The following is a 21,776-nucleotide window of genomic DNA, read 5'->3' on the forward strand; positions in this document are numbered from 1 at the left end:
ATCTCTCCTCATGCCTACCCACAAAGCCGTGCACGTCGCCGAACCGGGCGCCGAACTCATCCTCGTCGACGTCGACACCACTTCACCTCCCCGCGACCACGTGCGCATCGCGGTCGCCGCGGCAGGGGTGTGCGGCACCGACCACGCCTTCGTCAACGGCGGTTTCCCCGGACTGAACTGGCCCATCACGCCGGGGCACGAGATCGCGGGCACGATCGCCGAACTCGGGGACGGCGTCGAGGACTTCGCCGTCGGCGACCGCGTGGAGGTCGGCTGGTTCGGCGGCAACTGCAATCGCTGCACGCCATGCCGCAAGGGGCAGTTCATGCAGTGCGAGCGGCTGCAGGTGCCCGGCTTGCAGTACCCCGGTGGTTACGCGGAATCGGTCACCGTGCCTGCGACGGCCCTGGCCCGCATCCCGGAGGGGCTGTCCTTCGTCGAGGCGGCACCGCTGGGCTGTGCGGGCGTGACGGTGTTCAACGGCCTGCGCAGCACCAGGGCCAAGGCCGGTGACCTCGTGGCGGTGCTGGGCGTCGGTGGGCTCGGCCACCTCGGGGTGCAATTCGCCCGGGCGATGGGCTTCGAGACGGTGGCGATCGCACGCGGCGCGGACAAGGCGGCCGACGCCAAGGAGCTTGGCGCGCACCACTACGTCGACTCCACGGCCGAAGACGTCGCCGGGGCGCTGAGGACGCTCGGCGGTGCCGCGGTCGTACTCGCGACGGCGGCGAACTCCGAGGCGATGGCCGCGACCGTGGGCGGTCTCGGACCCCAGGGCGAGCTCGTCATCATCGGCGTCACCCCCGAGAACCTGCCGATCAGCCCGCTGGACCTCATCAATGCCGGCCTGTCGGTGACGGGACACCCTTCGGGCACCTCCAGCGACGTCGAGGAGACCATGCACTTCGCCCTGCAATCCGGGGTGCGCGCCATGATCGAGGAGCGCCCGCTGGCCAAGGCCGCGGAAGCCTACGCGGCCATGGACAGCGGCAAGGCGCGCTACCGGATGGTGCTCACCGTCTGAGGTCGGCGGGCCGGCCGCTGGCGCACGTTCAGCGGCCACCAGAACCAGCGGCCCATCAGCGCGGCGATCGACGGCGTCAGGAACGACCGAATGACCAGGGTGTCGACGAGCAAGCCGAGACCGATAGTGGTGCCCACCTGGGCCATCACCTTCAGGTCGCTGATCGCGAACGACATCATCGTGAAGGCGAACACCAGTCCTGCCGAGGTGACGACGCTTCCGCTGCCCGCGATCGCCCGGATGATGCCCGTGTTCAGCCCGGCGTCGCGTTCCTCCTTGAATCTGGACACCAGCAGCAGGTTGTAGTCAGACCCCACCGCCAGCAGGATGATGACCGACATCGCCAGCACCAGCCAGTGCAGTTCGAGGCCGATGACGTGCTGCCACAACAGAACCGACAACCCGAACGAGGCGGCCAGCGACAGCACCACCGTGCCGACGATCACGAAGGCGGCCACCGCCGCCCTGGTGATGATCAGCATGATGATGAAGATCAGGCAGATTGCCGAGACCGCGGCGATGATCAGGTCGTAGTTCGACCCGTCGCGCATGTCCTTGTACGTGGCCGCGGTGCCGCCAAGGTAGATCTTGGAGGTCTCCAGAGGCGTGCCCTTGATGGCCTCGAACGCCGCGTTCTTGATGGCGTCGATGTGCGAGATGCCCTCCGGGGTGGCGGGGTCGCCCTGGTGGGAGATGATGAACCGCACGGCTTTTCCGTCGGGTGAGACGAACTGCTTGAGACCCCGCTTGAAATCGGGATTGTCGAACACCTCGGGTGGCAGGTAGAAGGAGTCGTCGATCTTTGAGTCGTCGAACGCCTTGCCGATGGCGCTGGGGTCGGACTGCTGCCGATCCTGCAGGCGCTGCTGATCCTCCTGGGTGGCGTAATTGGTCATGATCTGGTCGCGATTGCGTTCCTGGCTGGCGATCTGCGGCGGGATCAACGCGATCAGCTTGGGCTGCAACGCATTCAGCTTGTCCAGGCTGGCGGTGGTCTGACCGAGGAGGTCGGTCAGTTGATCGATGCCGTCGAGCGCGTCGAAGATGGACCGCAGCGTGTAGCAGATGGGGATGTCGTAGCAGTGCGGTTCCCAGTAGAAGTAGCTGCGCAGCGGCCGGAAGAAGTCGTCGAAGTTGGCGATCTTGTCGCGCAGGTCTTGGGTGACCGCCACCGTCTGCTTGAGGTCGTCGGTCTGTTCCTGTTGGGCTGCCGCACTCTGCTTTTGCAGTGACAACTGTTGACGCAGAACGTCGATCTGGGCGCTGATGTCGGCGGCCTGTGTGAGCAGATCGTTCGTGCGCTGTTCGGAGTAGGACTGGCCAAGCTTCTGGCTGACGCCCTGCTGGCCGACGATGAAGGGAATGGAGCTGCCTTCGATCGGTGTGCCCAGCGGCCGGGTGATCGTCTGGACTCGGGCGATGCCCGGCTGATGGAAGACGCCCTTGGCCACCCGGTCCACGACGAGCATGTCGGTGGAGTTGCGCAGATCGTGGTCGGCGACCAGCATCAGCACCTCGGGATTCAACCGGGCCTGCGGAAAGTGCTTGGCCGCAACGCCGTAACCGATGTTGGCCTCGACGTCGGCGGGCAGGTACTTCTTGTCGTCGTAGCTGGTCTTGTAGGACGGCAGGGCCAGCAGACCGACCAGGGTGATCGCCGTCGACGCCACCAGGATGGGTCCGGGCCAGCGCACCACGGCCGTGCCGATCCGCCGCCACCCGCGGGTCTTGGTCTTGCGCTTGGGGTCGAGCAGGCCGAAGCGCGACGCCACGGTCATCAACGCCGGAGCCAGCGTCAGTGCCGACATGGTCACGACGAACATGCCGATGGCGAGCGGGATTCCGAGGGTCTGAAAGTAGGGCAGCCGGGTGAAGTGCAGGCACAGGGTGGCTCCGGCGATCGTCAAGCCGGAGCCCATGATGACGTGCGCGGTGCCGTGATACATCACGTAGAACGCGTCTTCCCGGCTGTCGCCGAGGTTGCGCGCTTCGTGATAGCGACCGACCAGGAAGATCGCGTAGTCGGTCGCGGCGGCAATCGCCAACAGCGTCAACAGGTTCACCGCGAAGGTGGAGAGCTCGATGACGTGGTGATAACCCAGGAACGCCACGATGCCTCGGGAGACGGCCAGTTCGAGCACCACCGTCAGCAGCACGATGAGTACGGTGACGATCGAGCGGTAGACCAGCAGCAGCATGGTCACGATCACCACGAAGGTCAACGCCGTGACCAACTGCAGACTCTTGTCACCGGCGTGCTGCTGATCGGAGTTCAGCGGTCCCGCGCCGGTGACGTAGACCTTGAGCCCCGGTGGTGGTGGATGCGCGGCGACGATGTCACGCACCGCTTCCACCGATTCGTTGGCCAGCGTCTCGCCCTGATTGCCGGCGATGTACAACTGCACGTACGCCGAGAGGTTGTCCGCACTCTGCGATCCCGACGACGTCAGCGGATCGCCCCACAGGTCCTGGATGTGCTGGATGTGGGTCGTGTCCTTCTCCAGGTCCTTGATCAGGCCGTCGTAGTACTGATGGTCCTGCGCCCCAAGGGGTTTGTCGCTCTCCAGGACGATCATCGCCGAGCTGTTGGAGTCGTACTCGCCGAACAGCTTGCCCACCAACTGGGTGGCCTGCAGCGAGGGCGCGTCGTTCGGTGTCAGCGAGGTGGAGTTGGCCGCGCCAACGGCCTCCAGCTGCGGCACCACCACGTTGACAAGCGCCGTCAACGCCAGCCAGCCCAACAGGACGGGCACGCAGAACAACCGCAGGAAACGGGGTACGCGAGCGCGGTGCGCGGTCAGCGGCTCGGTCATGCGGACTTCACCAAGCACGACACCTGCGCGTTGACGCCGGTGGACGACTGTTCGTCTCGGACCTCGTCGTCGACGCTGACGCGGCACCCGATCTGGTCGCCGTCACTCTGGGCGATGATGGTCGCGCTGGCCGACGGCTTGGTGGTCCGCAGGGTGATCGACCACGGCAGGCGGGCGTCGTCGACGCGCTGTGGAGTCGCGTCGAGGTCGAGGTAGTTGATGGTCGCCACGGCGCCTTCCGTTCCGGTTACTTGGTAGGTCACGACCTTGGGGTTGAACGGCTCCGCGTCCTGGGCCAGGCCGGCACCCGGGCGGGTCGTCTCGTTGTCGGAGCCGAAGAACCCGTGCATTCGATAGACCACGACGCCGCCGAGCACCACCACGACGACGATGACCAGCGGTATCCACGCGCGTTTGACGATCCCGACCACGCAAAGCCCCTTCGTCGCTGCGGCGCTTCGACCCCAAGTGGTTAGCGCGTCAAAACAATAGAGCGCCAACTGGAGTTGAGCAAGCCGAACGGCTAAGTTCACTTGAATGATCGTTTGCGACAAGTGACGCCCCTCGCGGACGTACACTTCGCCCATCCGCGACATTCGGGCCGGGAGATCACGAAGGCAAGGCATTGGCGAAACCGGTAGCACCTCGAGGGCTGGCCCGTGACCGGGTCCTCGACGCCGCGATGACGCTGTTCGCCGAGCACGGCGTGCACGGCACGTCGCTGCAGATGATCGCCGACCGGGTGGGGGTCAGCAAGGCTGCGGTCTACTATCAATTCCAGTCCAAGGAGGGCATTGCGCTGGAGGTGATCCGGCCGTCCATCGAGGACATCGCGCGGGTCATCAGGATCGCCGACGCGCTACCCGACCAGCAGCAGCAGCGGGCCGTGGCGATCAGCGGACTCGTCGAGATGGTGGTACGCCACCGACGGTTGGCAGTGGTGTTCTACGGCGACCCCGCCATCGACGCATTGGTGCTCAGCGATCCCGAGTTCAACGCGGTGACGGGCCGGCTACGCGAACTGCTGGAGGGGCCCGAGCGCGACCCCGTCGACCGAATCGCCTTCTCGGTGTTCTGCTCCGGTGTGGGCCGGGCCGCCGCGGATCCGGAGCTGGCCGACATCGACGACGAAGATCTGCACCGGGCGCTGCTGGAATTGTCGGGACGCATCCTCTCGCCCGTGGAGCAGCCGTCCCAACCCTGAGGTGCCACGACACCACGGCTGTTGAGATACTCCTCTTCGAACCCGGACGAATGCCGAGAGGAAACTGACATGCCCATCGCGACTCCCGAGGTCTACGCCGAGATGCTGGACCGTGCCAAGGAGCACTCCTTCGCATTCCCTGCCATCAACTGCGTCGGCTCGGAGTCGGTGAACGCGGCGATCAAGGGCTTCGCGGACGCCGGCAGTGACGGCATCATCCAATTCTCCACCGGCGGTGCGGAATTCGCATCCGGTCTGGGCGTCAAGGAGATGGTGACCGGCGCCGTTGCTCTGGCCGAGTTCGCCCACGTGGTGGCCGCCAAGTACGACGTCACCGTCGCGCTGCACACCGACCATTGCCCGAAGGACAAGCTCGACACCTACGTCCGACCGCTGCTCGCGATCTCCGCCGAGCGCGTCGCCAAGGGGCAGAACCCGCTGTTTCAGAGCCACATGTGGGACGGCTCGGCCGTGCCGATCGACGAGAACCTCGAGATTGGCAAGGAACTGCTGAAGCTCGCGGCCGAGGCCAAGATCATCCTCGAGGTGGAGATCGGCGTCGTCGGCGGCGAGGAGGACGGCGTCGAGGCCGAGATCAACGACAAGCTCTACACCTCCGCGGAGGACTTCGAGAAGACCATCGAGGCGCTCGGCGCCGGCGACCACGGTCGGTACCTGCTGGCCGCCACCTTCGGCAACGTGCACGGCGTCTACAAGCCGGGCAACGTGAAGCTGCGTCCGGAGGTGCTCGCCGAGGGGCAGCGGGTCGCCGCCGCCAAGCTCGGGCTCGCCGAGGGCAGCAAGCCCTTCGACTTCGTGTTCCACGGCGGTTCGGGCTCCCTGAAGTCCGAGATCGAGGACTCGCTGAAGTACGGCGTGGTCAAGATGAACGTCGACACCGATACCCAGTACGCGTTCACCCGTCCGCTGGCCGGGCACATGTTCGCCAACTACGACGGCGTGCTGAAGATCGACGGCGAGGTCGGCAACAAGAAGGTCTACGACCCGCGCAGCTACCTGAAGAAGGCCGAGGCGTCGATGTCCGAGCGCGTCGTGGAGGCGTGCAACGACCTGCACAGCAGCGGCCGCTCGGTGTCCGCCGGCTGATAGTTCGGCGATTTGTGCACCCGCGCCCGCGGTGAGCGCAGGTGCGGGTGCACAAATCGCAAGGGGGGTCTACTGCGGCGCTTGGCAGATCTTCCACTGCTCGTCGCGGAGCTCCAGATCGAAGCTCCGCGTCGAGCGGGTGGAGGGGTCGTAGGCCATGAACGACGTCACGTTGGCCTCGGCGTGCGAATCGTGCACGACCACTTCGTCGATGCTCGCGACGATGGGGTACTGACGCGCCGCGGCGACGCGGGCGTGGATGTCCTTCCACTGGTCGTCGTCGTACCTGATGTAGCTGTCGGCGGTCTCGCCGCAGGTGATGGTGCGCAGCGTCGACAGGTCGCCCCTCTGGATCGCGGTGTCGAAGCTCTGGATCGTGGTGCGCACCATGTCCTCCTGCGACACCGCCGACGAGTCGTCGCGCGAGAGCAGCACGGTGCCAAGGATGGCGACGGCGACCAGGGCGGCGATGACGAGCACCAGTGCGATCACCCAGCCCCAGCTACGACGGCTGCGCGGCGCCTTTGGCTGCTCGCCGCGGCCCGGAATGACTTGCGGCGCAGCGCCTCCGGCGTGGGGGATCGGCGCGGTGAAGGCACCGGCCTCCGCGGCGTCGGCGTGCTCTCTCGACACGGCGAAGATCTCGGTGGCCGGCTCGGGTGCGGTCGCGATGATCTGCGTCTTCCCCGCGTCCATGCCCGACGGTGCGGTGAATCTGCGCTCGGGGGATTCGGCCTCGGCGGCGCTGGCCAACGCGGCCGGGTCGATGACCTCGGTCTCGGGTGAGGAGCCGTCGTCCCCGCTCATTCGGTTGCCAGGTTCCCTGTTCTCGTCCGTCCCCGATGGGTTCGACATGCGCGCGTGAGACCTCCCTCGTGACTACGACGAATCCTATCCGCCTCGCCGTCGGTCAAGCCTGAGGGCGTCGGCGTGGGATCCGCACGGCACAATGAGCCCATGACTCACATGGGCGATCTGCTGGGGCCTGACCCGGTCCGGCTTCCAGGCGACACCGAAGCAGAGGCGGAGCTCGAGGCCGGCGAGAACCCGGCGATCGTCGCGGCCGCGCATCCGTCGGCCTCGGTCGCCTGGGCAACGTTGGCCGAAGAGGCCCTCGCCGACGACAAGGCGGTCACCGCCTACGCCTACGCGCGCACCGGATACCACCGCGGACTGGACCAACTGCGCCGCAACGGGTGGAAGGGCTTCGGGCCGGTGCCGTACTCCCACGAACCCAACCGCGGCTTCCTGCGCTGCGTGGCCGCCCTGGCGCACGCCGCCGACGCGATCGGCGAGACCGACGAATACCAGCGATGCCTGGACCTGCTCGACGACTGCGACCGGACGGCCCGCGGCGAACTGGGGCTCGCCTAGCGTCGCAAGGCCGCGGTCAGGGCGCCGACGTCGGCGGCCATGAACTCCGGTGCGCCCTCGACCGCCGGCGCCGTCGCCCGGGTGCGCAGCGCGGCCGCCAGATCGTGCAGTCGTCCGGCGAACGCCAGCGCGTCGTCGCGACCCACCGGCGGACCTGCCAGGTGGACGTCGGACTCCCAGCACGCGGCGACGGTGCGGTAGGCGAGTTGCTCGGCGGCGACTGCGGCGGGCCGCATCGGCTCATCCGACCCGGCCGTCGAGGCGTCGAGGGCGTCGCGGAGGTCGATGACCGCGAGCTGCAGATCCCGTCGCGCGGTCCGAGCCGCCAGGGTGCCGGTGTCGTCGGCCAGGTGCGGCATGGTCGCGCCGACGGCGTCCACGACGGCGGCGACCGAGTCGACCAGCCTGTCGGCCTCCTGGAAACGGCTGACCACCAGGAAGACCGCCACCCCGACCGCGCAGCCGATCAGCGTGTCACTGCCGCGGGCCAGCAGGAGGTCGACGACGTCGACGCGGTGGCTGCCCGTGGCGATGGTCAAGGCCGCGGCGGTGATGAACACCGAGGCCAGCCCGTAGTGCCTGACGACGAGCATCTCGATCGTCAGTTGCAGGACGGCGAGGATGACCGCCAGCCACCACCCCTGCGGATGCAACCACAGGATGCCCGCCGCGAGGATCAGCCCCACCCACGTGCCGACGAGGCGGTCGGCGCCACGTCGCAGCGTGCGGCTGCGGTCGGCCCCCTGATGCAGGATCAGCACCGCCGCCGCGATGGCCCAGTAGGCGTGTCCGATGCCAAGCAGCACGGCCGTCGCACCCGCCAGCGGGGCGGCGATCGCCACCCGGACCATGACGTGCCGGACGTGGGAACCGGGACGCAGCGCCCGCCGCAGCAGAGTGCCCGTCGAGGCGCGCCCGAGTGGAACCCGCGCGGTGTCGCGGGCCGAAACCGTCGCGGGATCCACGGTCAGCTCGGCGATCCGGCGCGCGGTGTCGGCGGTCCCTGTCGGCGGGCCGTCACCGACGGCGACGGCCGACATCGCGTCGGCGAACAGCACGTGCAGGGCGTGGGTGGCCGCGCGCAACCCCTGCAGCGTGTCGTCGGTCGTCGGTTGAAAGGTGATGAGGATGTTCCACGCCGCGTGCAGCGCCGTGGCCGCGCGGTGCCTGGCGACGACTTCGCGGGCCGACCCGACGGCGTCGACGTACTCGGCCACCGCGGTCCCGGCCGCCGAGACGGCGACCCGCTCCGGACGGCGCCGCCCGCGCAGCGCTCCCGACATCTGAATCAGCCACGCGACCGCACCACCGCCGAGCACCAGAAGTCCCAGCTGCCACGGCGCCAACCCCGAGGCCGAGACACCGACTCCGGCCGCGCAGGCCAGCGCGAACACGTAGGCACCCGGAGGTCCGACCGCGAGGGCGTTGCACAGCCACACCGCCGCCACCGCCACCACCGACACGACGGCGATGCCGAGCCATTCGACCCGCGCCGACCACGAACCCATCGTGACCGCCGAGGCCAGGGCTACCGAGACCGTCGCCAGCTGGATACCGCGGTTGAGGTAGGGCCGGTCCCCGCCGAAGCGGGCGGTGAAGGCGCCGAGGGTGGCGATCAGCCCTGCCCCGACGTTGCCGACGGCGGATCCGATCACGACCGGCACCGCGGTGCTCGTGGCCGCACGCACCGCCAGCGGCCACCGGCTAGGGCTCATCGGCGTTCGGTCAGAACCAGGCGGACCAGAACCGCGTCAACGACGCACCGACCTGCCAGAGCGCACCCGGAATGCCCGACAGTTCGAAGAACCACGTCACCAGTCCGAAGAACCACTGGTTCAGCATCGGCGCCATCAGCAGGACGAACAGGATGAGGAAACCCCACTGCTTGACCGGTTGAAGCTGCCGCTGGGTGTCCGGCTTGAGGTGCGGTTCCAGCGCCCCGTACCCGTCCAGGCCGGGAATGGGCAGCATGTTCAGCAGCACGGCCGTCACCTGCAGGAAGCCCAGAAAGGCCACCCCGCCCCAGAACACCGAGTGCTCCGGGTCGAAGAACAGCCGGGTCACGGTCAGCAGCACGATTGCCAGGACGACGTTGGCGAACGGTCCGGCGAGGCTGACCGTGGTGCGTTGCCGCTTGGTCATCGGCCAGGTGCGGACGTACACCGCGCCGCCGGGCAGCCCGATGCCGCCCAGGGCGATGAACAGTACCGGAATGCCAAGGGAAAGAAGGGGATTGGAGTACTTCAGCGGGTTGAGCGTGAGGTACCCACGGACCTCGACGTCATGGTCGCCGTACCGCCAGGCGGTGTAGGCGTGGCCGAATTCGTGCAGGCACAGCGACACCAGCCAGCCGAAGACCACGAAGACGAACACGCCAAGGTAGGCCAGCGGCGTCGCGTCGAACTCGGCCAGCCAGGCGAGCACCCCGCCGACGGCGGTGATGGCCACGATGGCCAGGAAGACCGGGCTGGGCCGCACCGATTGGCGCAGGGGACGGACGTTGCTCACCTCAACGAAACTACTGGACGCGCAACCAACCCTCGACGTGTCGGTAGAACGTCGACCGGCGCGCCGGACGCGGGGCGCGCACTCCGTCACGGACGACCGTCACCCCGGTGGTGCCGAGTTGTGCGGCCCGCCCGGTCACCCAGCGCCGCGGCCGTAGGCGGGTGGTCAGCACCCGGGCCCGCAGCCCCGGCACCTCGGCCGTCGGCTCGATCCGGACGCCGTTCACCTCGCCGTCGAAGAGCAGCGTGTCGTCGACGACGGCCTCGCCGGTCAGGGTGCGTACCGAGTCGTCGGGTGGCAGCCACAGGCCTGCCTCGACCAGCACCGCGCCGGTTTCGTCGCGGATCAACGGGACCCGTCGTGCCGTCCCCGTGCGCGCCCGCCGAGCCCGCCACCGCCGCACGTGCGCGACCTCGACGTCGAGGCGGTCGGCGCGCAACAGCCGGGCCAGTACGACCGCCAGGTCGGAGTGCGCGCCCACCACGATCAGCCGCCGGGCGCCCAGTGCGGCGTCCACGTCGGCGACGGAACCGACGTCGACGGTGGGGAGTCCGGCCAGCGGGCGCGGTGCCCGTCGGTCGCCGAAGCGGAGCACGAGGTGGTCGGGATTCACCTGCTGGGCATGAGGTCGGATAGGGTATGTCACCGGCTGCCACAGTATTCGAGGCAGATGAGCGGGAGAAACGCGATGCCGGCAATCGTCCTCATCGGCGCCCAGTGGGGCGACGAGGGCAAGGGAAAGGCCACCGATCTGCTCGGTGGGCGTGTCCAGTGGGTCGTTCGTTACCAAGGGGGGAACAACGCCGGGCACACCGTCGTCCTCCCCAGCGGTGAGAACTTCGCCCTTCACCTCATACCGTCGGGCATCTTGACCCCCGGTGTCACCAACGTCATCGGCAACGGCGTCGTGGTCGACCCCGGGGTGCTGCTGACCGAGTTGAAGGGCCTGGAGGATCGCGACGTCGACACCTCCCGGCTGCTGATCTCCGCCGACGCGCACTTGCTGATGCCGTATCACGTGGCCATCGACAAGGTGACCGAGCGGTACATGGGTAGCAAGAAGATCGGCACCACCGGCCGCGGCATCGGACCCTGCTACCAGGACAAGATCGCCCGCATCGGCATCCGCGTCGCCGACGTGCTCGACCCCGAGTCGCTGACCCAGAAGATCGACGCCGCACTGGAATTCAAGAACCAGGTGCTCGTCAAGATCTACAACCGCAAGGCGCTGGACCCGCACGAGGTACGCGACGCACTGCTCGAACAAGCCGAGGGTTTCAAGCACCGCATCGCCGACGCCCGACTGCTGCTCAACGAGGCGCTCGAAGGTGGTGAGACGGTGCTGCTGGAGGGATCTCAGGGCACCCTGCTCGACGTCGACCACGGCACGTATCCCTTCGTCACGTCGTCGAATCCGACGGCGGGCGGCGCGTCCGTCGGCTCGGGCATCGGGCCCACCAAGATCACCACGGTGCTGGGAATCCTCAAGGCGTACACCACGCGCGTCGGCTCCGGCCCGTTCCCGACCGAACTGTTCGACGAGTTCGGCGCGTACCTGTCCAAGACCGGCGGCGAGGTGGGCGTCACGACCGGCCGGGCCCGTCGGTGCGGTTGGTTCGACGCCGTCATCGCCCGGTATGCCACGCGCGTCAACGGCATCACTGACTACTTCCTGACCAAGCTCGACGTGCTCTCGAGCCTGGAGACGGTGCCCGTGTGCGTCGGCTACACCGTCGACGGCAAGCGCACCGACGAGATGCCGATGACCCAGAGCGACATCGCCATTGCCCAGCCGATCTACGAGGAACTGCCCGGGTGGTGGGAGGACATCAGTTCCTGCCGCACCTTCGACGAGCTTCCCGCCAAGGCGCGCGACTACGTCCTGCGTCTCGAAGAGCTTGCCGGAGCCCATGTTTCGTGCATCGGCGTCGGCCCCGGCCGGGATCAGACGATCGTGCGCCGGGACATCCTGGCGACCAGGTGACCGACCTCCACGGCGGGTTTCCGCTCCTGGAACCCGTCGACCCCGGGCCGGGGTTCGGGCACTTCCTCTCCTCGATGCGGCGGCTGCAGGACCTCGCGGTGTCGGCCGATCCGGACGGCGACACCTGGACCGAGGCGGCCGCGCGGGTGGACGCGCTGATCGAGCTGCTCGCCCCGTCCGACGCGCCCGAGGGCGTCGGACCGGCCAACCGGGTGCCGTCCCTGCCGGGGGCGGGCAGCCTGCTGATGGCGCCCTACGTCATCACCAGCATGGAACCCGACGGCGTCGCGTTGACGGTTCGGTTCAGCCGGTTCCACGTCGGCGGCAACTCGGCGGTGCACGGCGGAGTGCTGCCGCTGCTGTTCGACTCCATCTTCGGCATGGTGATCCACGCGGCGGGCCGGCCGATCAGCCGCACCGCGTTCCTGCACGTCGACTACCGCAACGTCACGCCGATCGAGGAGACGCTGACCGCGCGTGGCTGGATCCGGGAGACCGACGGCCGCAAGGCCTTCGTCAACGCCGAGCTGCACCGTCCCGACGGGACGTTGTGCGCGGAGGCCAACGGATTGATGATCCGGCTGCTCCCCGGTCAACCCTGACCGAAAGCGCCGCGTGCGTGTCACCATGACGCGGTGACCGACGATCCAACCCCCCGGCACCTGCGCAAACTGTCCACGCCACGCGCGGCGGCGGTGGCAGGCGTGTTGTTCGCGCTGCTGTTCGGCGCCGCGCTGATCCTGATTCGGACGTCACTGCCCGAGCATCCCGAGATCGGTACCTCGTGGATCGAAGCCGGCCGGGGCAAGATCCACGTCGCAGCCCTCTTGCTGCCCTTCGCCGGGGTCACGTTCCTGTGGTTCATCGGGGTGGTGCGCGACGGCTTCGGCAGCTACGAGGACAAGTTCTTCTCGTCGGTGTTCATCGGCAGCGGTCTGCTGTTCCTGGCGATGGCATTCGTCGCCAGCGCGGTCGGGGTGGCCCTGACGACCGGCCATCCCGTCACCGCCGACGCGGCCGCCCACGCCCAGGTCGTCGCCTTCGGCCAGGTGCTGATGTTGACGTTGACCAAGACCTACGCCGTGCGGATGGCGGCGGTCTTCATGATGTCGCTGGCCACCATCTGGCTCAAGACGGGTCTGATGCCGCGCTGGCTGGTGATGACGACGTACGCCGTGGTGGCGGCGGTGCTCGTGGCCGCCGACGTCAGCATGTGGATCGCGTTGGCCTTCCCGGCGTGGGTGCTGATCGTCAGCCTGTTCGTGCTCAGCAGGCGGGACTCACACCAAGCGCAACACTGAGGCCGGGCAGATGGCGACCGCCTCGCGGGCGTTGGCCTCCTCGGACTCGGGCACGTCCTCGGTCAACAGCACCACCACGCCGTCGTCGTCCTGGTCGAACAGCGCCTCGGAGGTCATCACGCAGTTGCCCGAGGAGATGCACGCGCGCCGGTCGGCCTCCAGTTTCACGGTCGCCACCTCCTAGAAGCCGACGGCCAGCGACCGCAGGCCGTAGATGAAGTGAAACGACCGGAACGCGACGTCGTCGAAGTCCTCGGCCAGCGCGAGGCGCGGGAAGCGGTTGAACAATGCCGGCCATGCGATTCGCATCTCCATCCGCGCCAAGGGTGCGCCGAGGCAGTGGTGCACCCCGTGGCCGAACGCCAGGTGCCCCGCGGCGCCGCGGCGAATGTCCAAGGTGTCCGGGGCGTCGGTGAAGTCGGGGTCGCGGTTGGCCGACGGCAACGAGGCGAAGACCAGCTGGCCCTCGGGGATCGTCACCCCGGCCACCTCGACCTCGTGCGTGGACACCCGGGGGATCGAGGTGTGCACGATCGACAACCACCGCAGCAGTTCCTCGACGGCAGGCCCGACGGCGTCCGGATCGTCGCGCACGGCGGCCAACTGGTCGGGGTTGCGCAGCAGCGCGAGGGTGCCCAATCCGAGCATGTTGGAGGTGGTTTCGTGGCCGGCGAGCAGCAGCAGACCGGCGATGCCGATGAGTTCGTCGTCGGTCAGTTCGTCGCCGTGCTCGCGGATCAGCATGCCGAGGATGTCCTCGCCAGGGTGACTGCGGGCGCGTGTCACCAGCGACTGCATGTAGGCGCGACCCTGGCGTTGCATCTCGAGGCGTTCGGGCATCGGCAGGGAGAGGTCGAGCTGGCGGACCGACCGAGCCTGGAAGTCGGCGCGGTCCTCATACGGCACCCCGAGCAGCTCGCAGATGACCAGCGACGGGATCGGCAGGGCGAAGTGCTCGACGAGATCCACCGGCGATCCGGCGGCTTCCATCGCGTCGAGGTGCTCGGTCACGATCTCGGTGATTCGGGGCTCGAGGCGCTTGATCCGGCGGATCGTGAATTCCGGGGTGAGCATGCGGCGCAAGCGCTGATGCTCCGGCGGGTCGAGGCCCAGCAGATTGCCCGCCCGGCTGCTGGCCGCCTCCTCCTCCGACAGCACCGGGGCGCCGGGGACGACGAAGCCGGGAGGCCGCGAGTTGGAGAAGGACTCGTGGTCCGACAGCACCCGCTTCACGTCGTCGTGCCGAGTCACCAGGTAGACCGGCATCCCCAGGGCGTTGACCACCCGTTCGACGCCTGCGTCCCGACGGATCTCGCCGAGCTCGGGGGTGGGGTCGAAGGCGTTGCGCCGCATGTGCACCGGTGGCAACGAGGGAGCCGATGTGGTCATGACTTCGACGGTACCGACGCGTTCCGCATCGCGGCGACCGTCGAGGTCAATCCCGGTCGAGCGTCGCCTCTTCGAGATCGAGTCCTCGCAGCACCGACCGAAGCACCTCGTCGTCGATGCGGCCGGCGTCGCGCTCGGCGATGAACGTCGCCCGCTCGGCGCGCAGCATCTCCAGACGGAGTCGGCGGAACGCGGCCGCGGGCCCCTCGCCGATCTCGTCGTCGCCGCGGCCCAACTGTTCCCACGCGGCGTTGCTGCGTCGGTCGTTCCAGCGGCGCAGGATCACCGCGGCGCGCTCCGGCACGTCGGTGTCGGCGCGCTGGTTGGCCATGATCTCGTCGAGCCGGTCGGCGGCGGCCTGGGCTGCCTTGGTCTGGGCGGCGGCCTCGGCCAGCGCGTCTTGGTGCGCGTCGTCGCCGGGCACGTCGAGCACCTTGATGATCCACGGCAGGGTCAGCCCGTGCAGCAGCAGCGTGCCGACGACCACCACGAAGGTCAGGAACACCAGCTGCGGGCGCCCGGGGAACTCCTCGCCGCTCAGGGTGGTGACGGGGACGGCGAACGCCGCGGCCAGTGACACCACCCCGCGCATTCCCGCCCAGGCGACGATGAAGACCTGGGCCTTCGACGGGCTCTCCTCGGTCTCGCGGATCCGCCGCGACAACTTGCGCGGCACGTAGGCCATGAGGAACACCCAGACGATGCGCACCCCGATCACCGTCGCCAGCACCGCAGCCGATGCGATCGCCAACACCTGGGCCGAGATGCCCCGCAACTCGGCGACGACCGTCGGCAACTGCAACCCGATCAGCAGGAAGGCGAACGACTCGAGCACGAACTGCAACGTCTTCCACACCGCGGTGTCCTGCAGGCGAGTGGCGTAGCTGGCCTTGGTGGAGCGCTGGCCGAGGATCAGTGCCGCCACCACCACGGCGATGACGCCCGAACCGTGCACTTCCTCGGCGAGCAGATAGATGAAGAACGGCGCCACCAGGCCGAGCGCGCTCTCCACCAGGGAGTCGCCGAGCCAGGTGCGGACGTAGACGATGAGCGAACCGGTCGCCACCCCTATCACGGTGCCGCCGACTGCGGCGAGGGCGAAGGTGAACACCGGCGTGCCCCAACTGGAGGCGGTGCCGATCGCCGCGGCGAGCGCGACCTTGTATGCGGTCAGGGCCGTCGCGTCGTTCAGCAGGCTCTCACCGCCGAGCAGCGTCATGATCTGGCGGGGCAGGCCCAGCCGTCGACCAATTGCCGTGGCGGACACCGCGTCCGGTGGCGCGACGATGGCGCCGAGTGTCAGCGCCGCGGCCAGGGTCAGCTCGGGCACCGTGTGATAGGCGACGATCCCGACGGCGAACGTGGTCACCAGCGGCAGTCCGACCGCCAGCAGACCGATCCGGCGGGTGTTCTTGCGCATGGCGACGTAGCTGCTCTCCAGGCCGGCCGACCACAGCAGTGGCGGCAGGATGACGAACAGCACCAGGTCGGGTTCCAGTTCGATGGCGTCGACGCCGGGGATCAGACCGAGGAGCAGCCCAGCCACGACCAGTGCCAGAGGCCCCGAGACGTCGTATCGGCGGGCGATGCCCGCGAGGACGACCGAGACCACGAGCACCGCGAGCAATGAGGCTCCACCCACGCTGCCAAACCCTTCTGTCCATGAACCGAACGGGGCCGTCCTATTGTTGACGGCATGCGGAGGAGAACGCGACAGCGCGACGTGAATTCCCCGCCGGCCCCCTCGACGTGCGAGCACCTGGCCGACACCGTCGAGGCGGCCGAGCCGGAACCCCGCACTCCCGGCAGGTGCCAGGAATGCGAAGAACTCGGTGAGAGTACCTGGGCGCACCTGCGGATGTGCCTGGACTGCGGGCACGTCGGGTGCTGTGACTCCAGCCCGCACAAGCACGCCAACCGGCACTTCCACGACACCGGTCACCCCGTCATGCGTTCGGTCGAGCCGGGCGAGAACTGGCGGTGGTGCTACGTCGACATCCGCCTCGGCTGAGCGTCTGGCAGGGTGGTGAGGCGATGAGTGACACCGATCGACCCACCACGACGGTCCTGCTGCTCGGCGGGGGTGACACCGGTCCCGAGCTGGCACTGGCCTTCGAACGCCTCGGTGTCGCGGTCGTCCGGGTCGCCGACTGCGCCGACGCCCAGGCGATGACCGCGCTGCTCGACGAGCACCAGCCCGACTACGTGATCGCGGTGTCCGCCGAGGTCTCACCCGCGGCGCTCATCGCCGCGGCCGAACGGGACTCGGTGGAGGTGTTCCCGACGCCGCGCGCCACGCGTCTTGGCGCCGACCGCGAGGGGTTGCGCAAGCTGGCCGGTGACGAACTCGGCTTGCCGACGGTGCCGTTCTGGTTTGCCTCCTCGTCCGAGGAACTCGCCGCCGTCGCCGACCACGCGGGTTTCCCCTTGGTGGTGACGCCGTTGTTCGGCGCGGTGTCCGACGGGCAGTCGGTGCTCACCCGGGCCGACGACGTGGACGCCGCATGGCGCCGCGCCGCCGCCGCGCTGCCGACGCCGCAGAACCGGGTGATGGCCGAGACCGTCGTCGAGGTCGACGAGGAGATCACGCTGCTGACCGTGCGCACCACCGAGCCCTCTGGGCCGGCGGTGCAGTTCTGCGAGCCCATCGGGTTCCGGCGCAAGGACGGCGACCTCCTGTCCACCTGGCAGCCGGAGCGGTTGTCGCTCGCCGCGCTCGACGCCGCCCGGTCCATCGCCGCGCGCATCGTGCACTCGCTGGGCGGGCGCGGGGTGTTCGCCGTCGAACTGCTGGTGCGAGGCGACGAGGTGTATTTCGCCACGGTCGACGCCCAGCTGGGCGACGTGGGCCTCATTACCCTTCGCTCGCAACGGCTTTCGCACTACGAACTACATGCCAGGGCGATCCTCGGCTTGTCGATGGACACCATCATGATCTCGCCGTCGGCCGCCGAGGTCGGCCCTCGCCGCGACGTGTCCGCAGGCGAACTGAAGGAAGCCCTCGACGTGCCGGAGAGCGACGTCCGCGTCGTCGGCTCGACGGTGGCCGCGATCGCGACGGCTCCCGACGTCGTCCGGGCGCGCGATCGTGCCCACCGGGCGTCGACCGTCGTGCACGGGCTCGGGTCGTGACCGAGCCGGAACCCGACCGTCCGACGATGGCGCCGTTCCTCGGCGCGTTGGCGGTCTTCGCGCTGATCATCGTCGGGATCATCCTGTTCAACGTGTTCGGGTCGCATACCACGACGCCGGGAGACCAGGTGGCCAAGGCGGCCGTCGGCCAGAACGACGCCCTGCAGCGCCAGGACTTTGGCAAGTATCAGAGCTTCACCTGCCGTGCCGCCCAAGGCTCGGAGGCCGACTTCCTGGCACACCAACGTGATTCGGTGGCCAAGAACGGTGAGCGCTACCTCGACGACGTCACCGACATCGCGGTCGACGGTGGGCGAGCCTCGGCGACCGTCACCTACCACTTCGACAAGTCCGCCGACACCAAGACCCCGGCGCAGCTCACCTTCGTCCAGGAGGACGGCGCGTGGAAGGTCTGCCCAAGCTAGGTCGTCACCAGCTGGCTGTGGGACACTCGCGGTCGTGAGCTATGCGGGAGACATCACCCCTGAAGAGGCCTGGAAGCTGTTGGCGGAGGATCCCCACGCGGTTCTGGTCGACTGTCGCACCGAGGCCGAGTGGCGCTTCGTGGGCGTGCCCGACGTGTCGTCGCTGCAGCGCGACGTGCTCTACGTCGAGTGGAATCGCTCCGACGGCTCGCACAACGACGGTTTCGTCGAGGATCTGATCTCCGCAGGGGTGACGCCCGGTGAGCGTCCCGTGGTCTTCCTGTGCCGCTCCGGCAACCGCTCCATCGGCGCGGCCGAGGCGGCCACCGGCGCGGGGCTGACGCCGTCCTACAACGTGCTCGACGGTTTCGAGGGCAATCTCGACGAGGCGGGGCATCGTGGGCGCACCGGCTGGAAGGCCGTCGGCCTGCCGTGGCGGCAGTCATGAGCGAGCCAGTGCCGAGCGTCCGCATCCCGAAACCGTTGCCCGAGGGCGTCAGTCAGGCCACCATCGGCGTGCGCGGCGGTCTGCTGCGATCGGAGTTCGAGGAGACCGCCGAGGCCCTGTACCTGACGTCGGGCTACGTCTACGCCTCGGCCGGCGACGCCGAGAAGGCCTTCACCGGCGAGATCGACCGCTACGTCTACTCGCGATACGGCAACCCGACCATCTCGATGTTCGAGGAGCGCCTGCGGCTCATCGAGGGAGCGCCCGCGGCGTTCGCGACGGCGACCGGCATGGCCGCGGTGTTCACCGCCCTCGGCGCCCTGCTCGGCGCGGGTGACCGGTTGGTGGCCGCGCGCAGCCTGTTCGGCTCGTGCTTCGTGGTGTGCAGCGAGATCTTGCCCCGCTGGGGAGTCGAGGTCGTCTTCGTCGACGGCGAGGACCTCGCGCAGTGGGAGCAGGCGCTGTCGGTGCCGACGCAGGCGGTCTTCTTCGAGACCCCGTCGAATCCGATGCAGTCGCTGGTCGACATCGCAGCGGTGTGCGACCTGGCCCATGCCGCCGGCGCAAAGGTGGTGCTGGACAACGTCTTCGCCACGCCGCTGCTGCAGCAGGGCATGCCGCTGGGGGCTGACGTCGTCGTGTATTCCGGCACCAAGCACATCGACGGGCAGGGCCGCGTCCTTGGCGGCGCGATCCTGGGTGACCAGGAGTTCATCGACGGCCCGGTGCAGAAGCTGATGCGCCACACCGGCCCGGCGATCAGCGCGTTCAACGCCTGGACCCTGCTCAAGGGTCTCGAGACGCTGGCGGTTCGGGTCGACTACTCGAATGCCTCGGCGCAGCGGGTTGCGGAGTTCCTGCAGGATCACCCGGCGGTCAGCTGGGTGAAGTACCCGTTCCTGGAGAGCCATCCGCAGTACGACCTGGCCAAGCGGCAGATGCGCGGCGGCGGCACCGTGATCACGTTCGAGGTGGCCGGTGGCACCAAGCAGAACGCGTTCGACGTGCTCGACAAGCTGCGGGTCGTCGACATCTCGAACAACCTGGGCGACTCCAAGTCGCTGATCACCCACCCGGCCACGACGACGCACCGCGCGATGGGTCCGGAGGGCCGGGCGGCGATCGGGCTCGGCGACGCGGTGGTGCGGGTGTCGATCGGGCTCGAGGGCACCGAGGATCTCATCGCGGACCTGGACCAGGCGCTGAGCTAGGTGTCGCGCTCGAGTGCGGCCAAGAAGGCGCGGCGCAAGAAGCGCCTCGGCGCCCGCAACGACGCCTGGCTGCCCGACGACGTGCACGCCGACATCAAGGGCGTGGCCCGCATTGCCGACGAAATCGTCCCGCGGGGTTGGGAATTCGACGCCGACTTCTCGACCGACGAGTTCGTCACCTGGTACTACGCGCCCTCTGCCACCGACGAACTCGACGAGTCCCTCGAGCCGGTCACGCGGATCTGGCTGACCGATCCCGAGGAGCCGCACGTGATCCTGGTCGGATCCGGCGAGGGCGACGCAGAGGTGGTCCTGACGGTCGAGGAGCTCTTCGCCCGGCTCGACGAGTTCGAGGCACACCGAGCGGGCTGACCCTGGCTGGCCCGTCGCTGTCGGTGCCCGGACGTACCCTCGTCCCATGTCGGGCCCGGACCGCTTCCTGTACTACCTGAGCGGTGTGCCGCGGGGGGTCGCCGGGGCCCCCGATGCCATCGAGATACCCCGCGTGTACGAATCCGAGGACGAGGCGCGCGCCGAGCTGGGCGTGGTCATGACGCTGAGCCGCATGGTGCACGGTGACGTGATCGCCGACGCCGCGAGTTGGTACCTGCAGGTCGCCGACGTCGGCAGTCCGCCGGACCTCGACGAGGAGCAGGTGTTCCACGGGTACCTGCTCGCCGACACCGTTTACCCGTTGGCCGGGGGGTGGCGCGACCTGCTGACGGCCCTCGTCTGGGAGCCGTTCCTGCGGGAGATCGAACAGCGCCGCGCCCATCGCGCCCGGCTGCCGTGGTCACCAGACATGCTGGGGCAGTTCAGCATCGAGACGTGCCGGCCGACGTGTTCGATCGACTACTCGTTCTTCCGGTTCACGCCGGTGGAGTCGGAGTTGCTGGTGCGCCCGCTCGACGTCTACGTGACCGAGCCGCTCTTCTAGAGCGGGTGGGCTAGCTCTCGCCCGGCTTCTCGAGGACGCCGACCGCGGCCTGGGCCCGATCCTCGTAGGCCTTGCGCGCCGCGGTGTCGAACTGCAGGAAGACGTGGTCGTTGCCCATCTGCTTGGACAGCCAACGCCGGCCGCGAGGTCCGAGCATCGAGGTGACGGCGCCGACGAAGCGCAGCGGGCCGGGCACCGACACGTGGGTCTTGGGCTTGTCCAGGGATTTGACGATGGCCGCGGCGATGTCCTCGGGTTCGACGGGCTTCTGGGCGCCGGTGTTCTTGGTGCCCGAGATCAGCTCGGTGTTGGTGAAGGTGGGCAGGATGGCCGTGACCTCGACGCCCTGGGGCGCGAACTCGTCGGCCATCGCGGTGGTCAACCCCACGACGGCGAACTTGGTGCCGGCGTAGACGACCTGGCCTGGCACGGCGACCATGCCGGCCATCGAGGCGATGTTGACGATGTGGCCGCGGCGACGGCGCACCATCTCGGGCAGCACCAGTTGGCAGCCGGTGAGCACACCGTAGAAGTTGACCTCAATCGAGGAGCGGATCGACTGCTCGGACTGCTCGAGGAACGGGCCGACGGGCATGACGCCGGCATTGTTGATCAGGACGTCGATGTGGCCGTCGCCGTCGGTGCGGGCCTTGTCCAGGAACATCTCGAAGGACTCCCGGTCGGTGACGTCGAGCGGGTACCCCGTGACCTGGCCGAAGCGGGCGAGGCCGCTGACCGCCGACTCGAGAACCGCGACGTCGCGGTCACCGATGACGACCCGAGCGCCGCGGTTGAGGAGAGCCTTGGCGGTGGCGTGCCCAATGCCGCGGGCGGCCCCGGTGATGGCGACTGTCCTGCCCTTGATGTTGTCCATGCGACGAAACTTTACACGTGTCAAGTTTGGATCCCAAGAGCGGAT

At 68.5% G+C, this 21,776-nt stretch carries 24 protein-coding genes; 14 read left to right on the forward strand and 10 right to left on the reverse strand.

Annotated elements, in window-relative coordinates; genetic code table 11:
- The first annotated feature begins 10 nt into the window (after window positions 1-10).
- Complete coding sequence (locus tag H7K45_RS10945) at window positions 11-1,024, forward strand: alcohol dehydrogenase catalytic domain-containing protein (protein WP_263995828.1); 1,014 nt, start codon at window positions 11-13, stop codon at window positions 1,022-1,024.
- Here H7K45_RS10945 and H7K45_RS10950 read toward each other — a convergent pair.
- Both H7K45_RS10950 and H7K45_RS10955 read right to left on the reverse strand, forming a co-directional pair.
- On the reverse strand, window positions 1,000-3,837 hold the full coding sequence (locus H7K45_RS10950; RefSeq protein WP_263995829.1) for an MMPL/RND family transporter: 2,838 nt from the start codon (window positions 3,835-3,837) through the stop codon (window positions 1,000-1,002). The two genes, H7K45_RS10945 and H7K45_RS10950, sit on opposite strands and share 25 nt — an antisense overlap.
- The gene (locus H7K45_RS10955) at window positions 3,834-4,268 is read right to left on the reverse strand and encodes an MmpS family transport accessory protein (RefSeq protein WP_263995830.1); all 435 of its coding nucleotides are present in this window, start codon (window positions 4,266-4,268) and stop codon (window positions 3,834-3,836) included. The genes H7K45_RS10950 and H7K45_RS10955 overlap by 4 nt, the downstream gene beginning before the upstream one ends.
- A gap of 194 nt (window positions 4,269-4,462) precedes the next feature.
- Here H7K45_RS10955 and H7K45_RS10960 point away from each other — a divergent pair, with 194 nt between their 5' ends.
- Together H7K45_RS10960 and fbaA are read left to right on the forward strand one after the other, a co-directional pair.
- On the forward strand, window positions 4,463-5,041 hold the full coding sequence (locus tag H7K45_RS10960; protein WP_263995831.1) for a TetR/AcrR family transcriptional regulator: 579 nt from the start codon (window positions 4,463-4,465) through the stop codon (window positions 5,039-5,041).
- Between the two features lie 69 nt (window positions 5,042-5,110).
- Entirely contained in the window at window positions 5,111-6,148 is a 1,038-nt protein-coding gene (gene fbaA / locus H7K45_RS10965) for a class II fructose-bisphosphate aldolase (protein ID WP_263995832.1), read from the forward strand.
- Window positions 6,149-6,217: 69 nt separating this feature from the next.
- Here fbaA and H7K45_RS10970 read toward each other — a convergent pair whose 3' ends face one another.
- On the reverse strand, window positions 6,218-7,003 hold the full coding sequence (locus tag H7K45_RS10970) for an Rv0361 family membrane protein (RefSeq protein WP_372512529.1): 786 nt from the start codon (window positions 7,001-7,003) through the stop codon (window positions 6,218-6,220).
- Between the two features lie 102 nt (window positions 7,004-7,105).
- On the opposite strand from H7K45_RS10970, the gene H7K45_RS10975 reads away from it, so the two are divergent.
- Window positions 7,106-7,522, forward strand: coding sequence for a DUF3151 domain-containing protein (locus tag H7K45_RS10975; protein WP_263995834.1), 417 nt, complete (start codon window positions 7,106-7,108; stop codon window positions 7,520-7,522).
- On the opposite strand, the gene H7K45_RS10980 is transcribed toward H7K45_RS10975, so the two are convergent.
- From H7K45_RS10980 to H7K45_RS10990, 3 genes are read right to left on the reverse strand one after another with little or no spacing between them, the layout of a single operon-like run.
- Window positions 7,519-9,237: an FUSC family protein gene (locus H7K45_RS10980; RefSeq protein WP_263995835.1), complete on the reverse strand. Its 1,719-nt coding sequence runs from the start codon at window positions 9,235-9,237 to the stop codon at window positions 7,519-7,521. The genes H7K45_RS10975 and H7K45_RS10980 overlap by 4 nt on opposite strands.
- A gap of 10 nt (window positions 9,238-9,247) precedes the next feature.
- Entirely contained in the window at window positions 9,248-10,030 is a 783-nt protein-coding gene (locus tag H7K45_RS10985) for a site-2 protease family protein (RefSeq protein WP_263995836.1), read from the reverse strand.
- Between the two features lie 10 nt (window positions 10,031-10,040).
- Window positions 10,041-10,676, reverse strand: a complete 636-nt coding sequence (locus tag H7K45_RS10990; RefSeq protein WP_263995837.1) for a peptidase M50 — start codon at window positions 10,674-10,676, stop codon at window positions 10,041-10,043.
- Window positions 10,677-10,718: 42 nt separating this feature from the next.
- Between H7K45_RS10990 and H7K45_RS10995 the strand changes: the two genes are divergently transcribed.
- From H7K45_RS10995 to H7K45_RS11005, 3 genes are read left to right on the forward strand one after another with little or no spacing between them, the layout of a single operon-like run.
- Window positions 10,719-12,014, forward strand: coding sequence for an adenylosuccinate synthase (locus tag H7K45_RS10995; RefSeq protein ID WP_263995838.1), 1,296 nt, complete (start codon window positions 10,719-10,721; stop codon window positions 12,012-12,014).
- A complete protein-coding gene (locus H7K45_RS11000; protein WP_263995839.1) occupies window positions 12,011-12,616 on the forward strand; it encodes a PaaI family thioesterase in 606 nt (201 codons plus the stop codon). Before H7K45_RS10995 ends, H7K45_RS11000 begins: the two co-directional genes overlap by 4 nt.
- A gap of 33 nt (window positions 12,617-12,649) precedes the next feature.
- Complete coding sequence (locus H7K45_RS11005; RefSeq protein WP_263995840.1) at window positions 12,650-13,315, forward strand: hypothetical protein; 666 nt, start codon at window positions 12,650-12,652, stop codon at window positions 13,313-13,315.
- Here the strand turns inward: H7K45_RS11005 and H7K45_RS11010 are convergent.
- From H7K45_RS11010 to H7K45_RS11020, 3 genes are read right to left on the reverse strand one after another with little or no spacing between them, the layout of a single operon-like run.
- Entirely contained in the window at window positions 13,295-13,483 is a 189-nt protein-coding gene (locus tag H7K45_RS11010; RefSeq protein ID WP_263995841.1) for a ferredoxin, read from the reverse strand. The genes H7K45_RS11005 and H7K45_RS11010 overlap by 21 nt on opposite strands.
- A 12-nt stretch (window positions 13,484-13,495) precedes the next feature.
- Window positions 13,496-14,704 carry a cytochrome P450 gene (locus tag H7K45_RS11015; RefSeq protein WP_263995842.1) on the reverse strand — a complete coding sequence of 403 codons (1,209 nt, stop codon included), beginning with the start codon at window positions 14,702-14,704 and terminating at the stop codon, window positions 13,496-13,498.
- Between the two features lie 46 nt (window positions 14,705-14,750).
- The gene (locus H7K45_RS11020) at window positions 14,751-16,346 is read right to left on the reverse strand and encodes a Na+/H+ antiporter (protein WP_263995843.1); all 1,596 of its coding nucleotides are present in this window, start codon (window positions 16,344-16,346) and stop codon (window positions 14,751-14,753) included.
- Window positions 16,347-16,400: 54 nt separating this feature from the next.
- Here H7K45_RS11020 and H7K45_RS11025 point away from each other — a divergent pair, with 54 nt between their 5' ends.
- Genes H7K45_RS11025 through H7K45_RS11055 form a run of 7 tightly spaced genes read left to right on the forward strand, consistent with a single transcriptional unit; the run spans window position 16,401 to window position 20,857 of the window.
- Complete coding sequence (locus H7K45_RS11025; RefSeq protein ID WP_263995844.1) at window positions 16,401-16,715, forward strand: UBP-type zinc finger domain-containing protein; 315 nt, start codon at window positions 16,401-16,403, stop codon at window positions 16,713-16,715.
- Window positions 16,716-16,738: 23 nt separating this feature from the next.
- Window positions 16,739-17,836, forward strand: a complete 1,098-nt coding sequence (locus H7K45_RS11030; RefSeq protein ID WP_263995845.1) for an ATP-grasp domain-containing protein — start codon at window positions 16,739-16,741, stop codon at window positions 17,834-17,836.
- Window positions 17,833-18,261, forward strand: a complete 429-nt coding sequence (locus tag H7K45_RS11035) for an Rv0361 family membrane protein (protein WP_263995846.1) — start codon at window positions 17,833-17,835, stop codon at window positions 18,259-18,261. Before H7K45_RS11030 ends, H7K45_RS11035 begins: the two co-directional genes overlap by 4 nt.
- Before the next feature lie 34 nt (window positions 18,262-18,295).
- Window positions 18,296-18,709 carry a rhodanese-like domain-containing protein gene (locus H7K45_RS11040; RefSeq protein WP_263995847.1) on the forward strand — a complete coding sequence of 138 codons (414 nt, stop codon included), beginning with the start codon at window positions 18,296-18,298 and terminating at the stop codon, window positions 18,707-18,709.
- Window positions 18,706-19,920, forward strand: coding sequence for an O-succinylhomoserine sulfhydrylase (locus H7K45_RS11045; RefSeq protein ID WP_263995848.1), 1,215 nt, complete (start codon window positions 18,706-18,708; stop codon window positions 19,918-19,920). The genes H7K45_RS11040 and H7K45_RS11045 overlap by 4 nt, the downstream gene beginning before the upstream one ends.
- Window positions 19,921-20,292 carry a hypothetical protein gene (locus tag H7K45_RS11050; protein WP_263995849.1) on the forward strand — a complete coding sequence of 124 codons (372 nt, stop codon included), beginning with the start codon at window positions 19,921-19,923 and terminating at the stop codon, window positions 20,290-20,292.
- A gap of 46 nt (window positions 20,293-20,338) precedes the next feature.
- Window positions 20,339-20,857 carry a hypothetical protein gene (locus H7K45_RS11055; RefSeq protein ID WP_263995850.1) on the forward strand — a complete coding sequence of 173 codons (519 nt, stop codon included), beginning with the start codon at window positions 20,339-20,341 and terminating at the stop codon, window positions 20,855-20,857.
- Between the two features lie 10 nt (window positions 20,858-20,867).
- Here H7K45_RS11055 and H7K45_RS11060 read toward each other — a convergent pair whose 3' ends face one another.
- Window positions 20,868-21,731, reverse strand: a complete 864-nt coding sequence (locus H7K45_RS11060) for an SDR family oxidoreductase (protein WP_263995851.1) — start codon at window positions 21,729-21,731, stop codon at window positions 20,868-20,870.
- Window positions 21,732-21,776: the final 45 nt, after the last annotated feature.

It is taken from the genome of Mycobacterium yunnanensis (genome assembly GCF_025823185.1).
Taxonomy (GTDB): Bacteria; Actinomycetota; Actinomycetes; order Mycobacteriales; family Mycobacteriaceae; genus Mycobacterium; species Mycobacterium yunnanensis.

Excerpts from the sequence above, each read along its gene's own strand:
- H7K45_RS10970 (WP_372512529.1), bottom strand. The coding sequence starts at position 7,003 with ATGTCGAACCCATCGGGGACGGACGAGAACAGGGAACCTGGCAACCGA.
- H7K45_RS10995 (WP_263995838.1), top strand. The coding sequence starts at position 10,719 with ATGCCGGCAATCGTCCTCATCGGCGCCCAGTGGGGCGACGAGGGCAAG.
- H7K45_RS10980 (WP_263995835.1), bottom strand. The coding sequence starts at position 9,237 with ATGAGCCCTAGCCGGTGGCCGCTGGCGGTGCGTGCGGCCACGAGCACC.
- H7K45_RS10945 (WP_263995828.1), top strand. The coding sequence starts at position 11 with ATGCCTACCCACAAAGCCGTGCACGTCGCCGAACCGGGCGCCGAACTC.
- H7K45_RS11030 (WP_263995845.1), top strand. The coding sequence starts at position 16,739 with ATGAGTGACACCGATCGACCCACCACGACGGTCCTGCTGCTCGGCGGG.
- H7K45_RS11045 (WP_263995848.1), top strand. The coding sequence starts at position 18,706 with ATGAGCGAGCCAGTGCCGAGCGTCCGCATCCCGAAACCGTTGCCCGAG.
- fbaA (WP_263995832.1), top strand. The coding sequence starts at position 5,111 with ATGCCCATCGCGACTCCCGAGGTCTACGCCGAGATGCTGGACCGTGCC.
- H7K45_RS11015 (WP_263995842.1), bottom strand. The coding sequence starts at position 14,704 with ATGACCACATCGGCTCCCTCGTTGCCACCGGTGCACATGCGGCGCAAC.
- H7K45_RS10975 (WP_263995834.1), top strand. The coding sequence starts at position 7,106 with ATGACTCACATGGGCGATCTGCTGGGGCCTGACCCGGTCCGGCTTCCA.
- H7K45_RS11025 (WP_263995844.1), top strand. The coding sequence starts at position 16,401 with ATGCGGAGGAGAACGCGACAGCGCGACGTGAATTCCCCGCCGGCCCCC.
- H7K45_RS10950 (WP_263995829.1), bottom strand. The coding sequence starts at position 3,837 with ATGACCGAGCCGCTGACCGCGCACCGCGCTCGCGTACCCCGTTTCCTG.
- H7K45_RS11055 (WP_263995850.1), top strand. The coding sequence starts at position 20,339 with ATGTCGGGCCCGGACCGCTTCCTGTACTACCTGAGCGGTGTGCCGCGG.
- H7K45_RS11060 (WP_263995851.1), bottom strand. The coding sequence starts at position 21,731 with ATGGACAACATCAAGGGCAGGACAGTCGCCATCACCGGGGCCGCCCGC.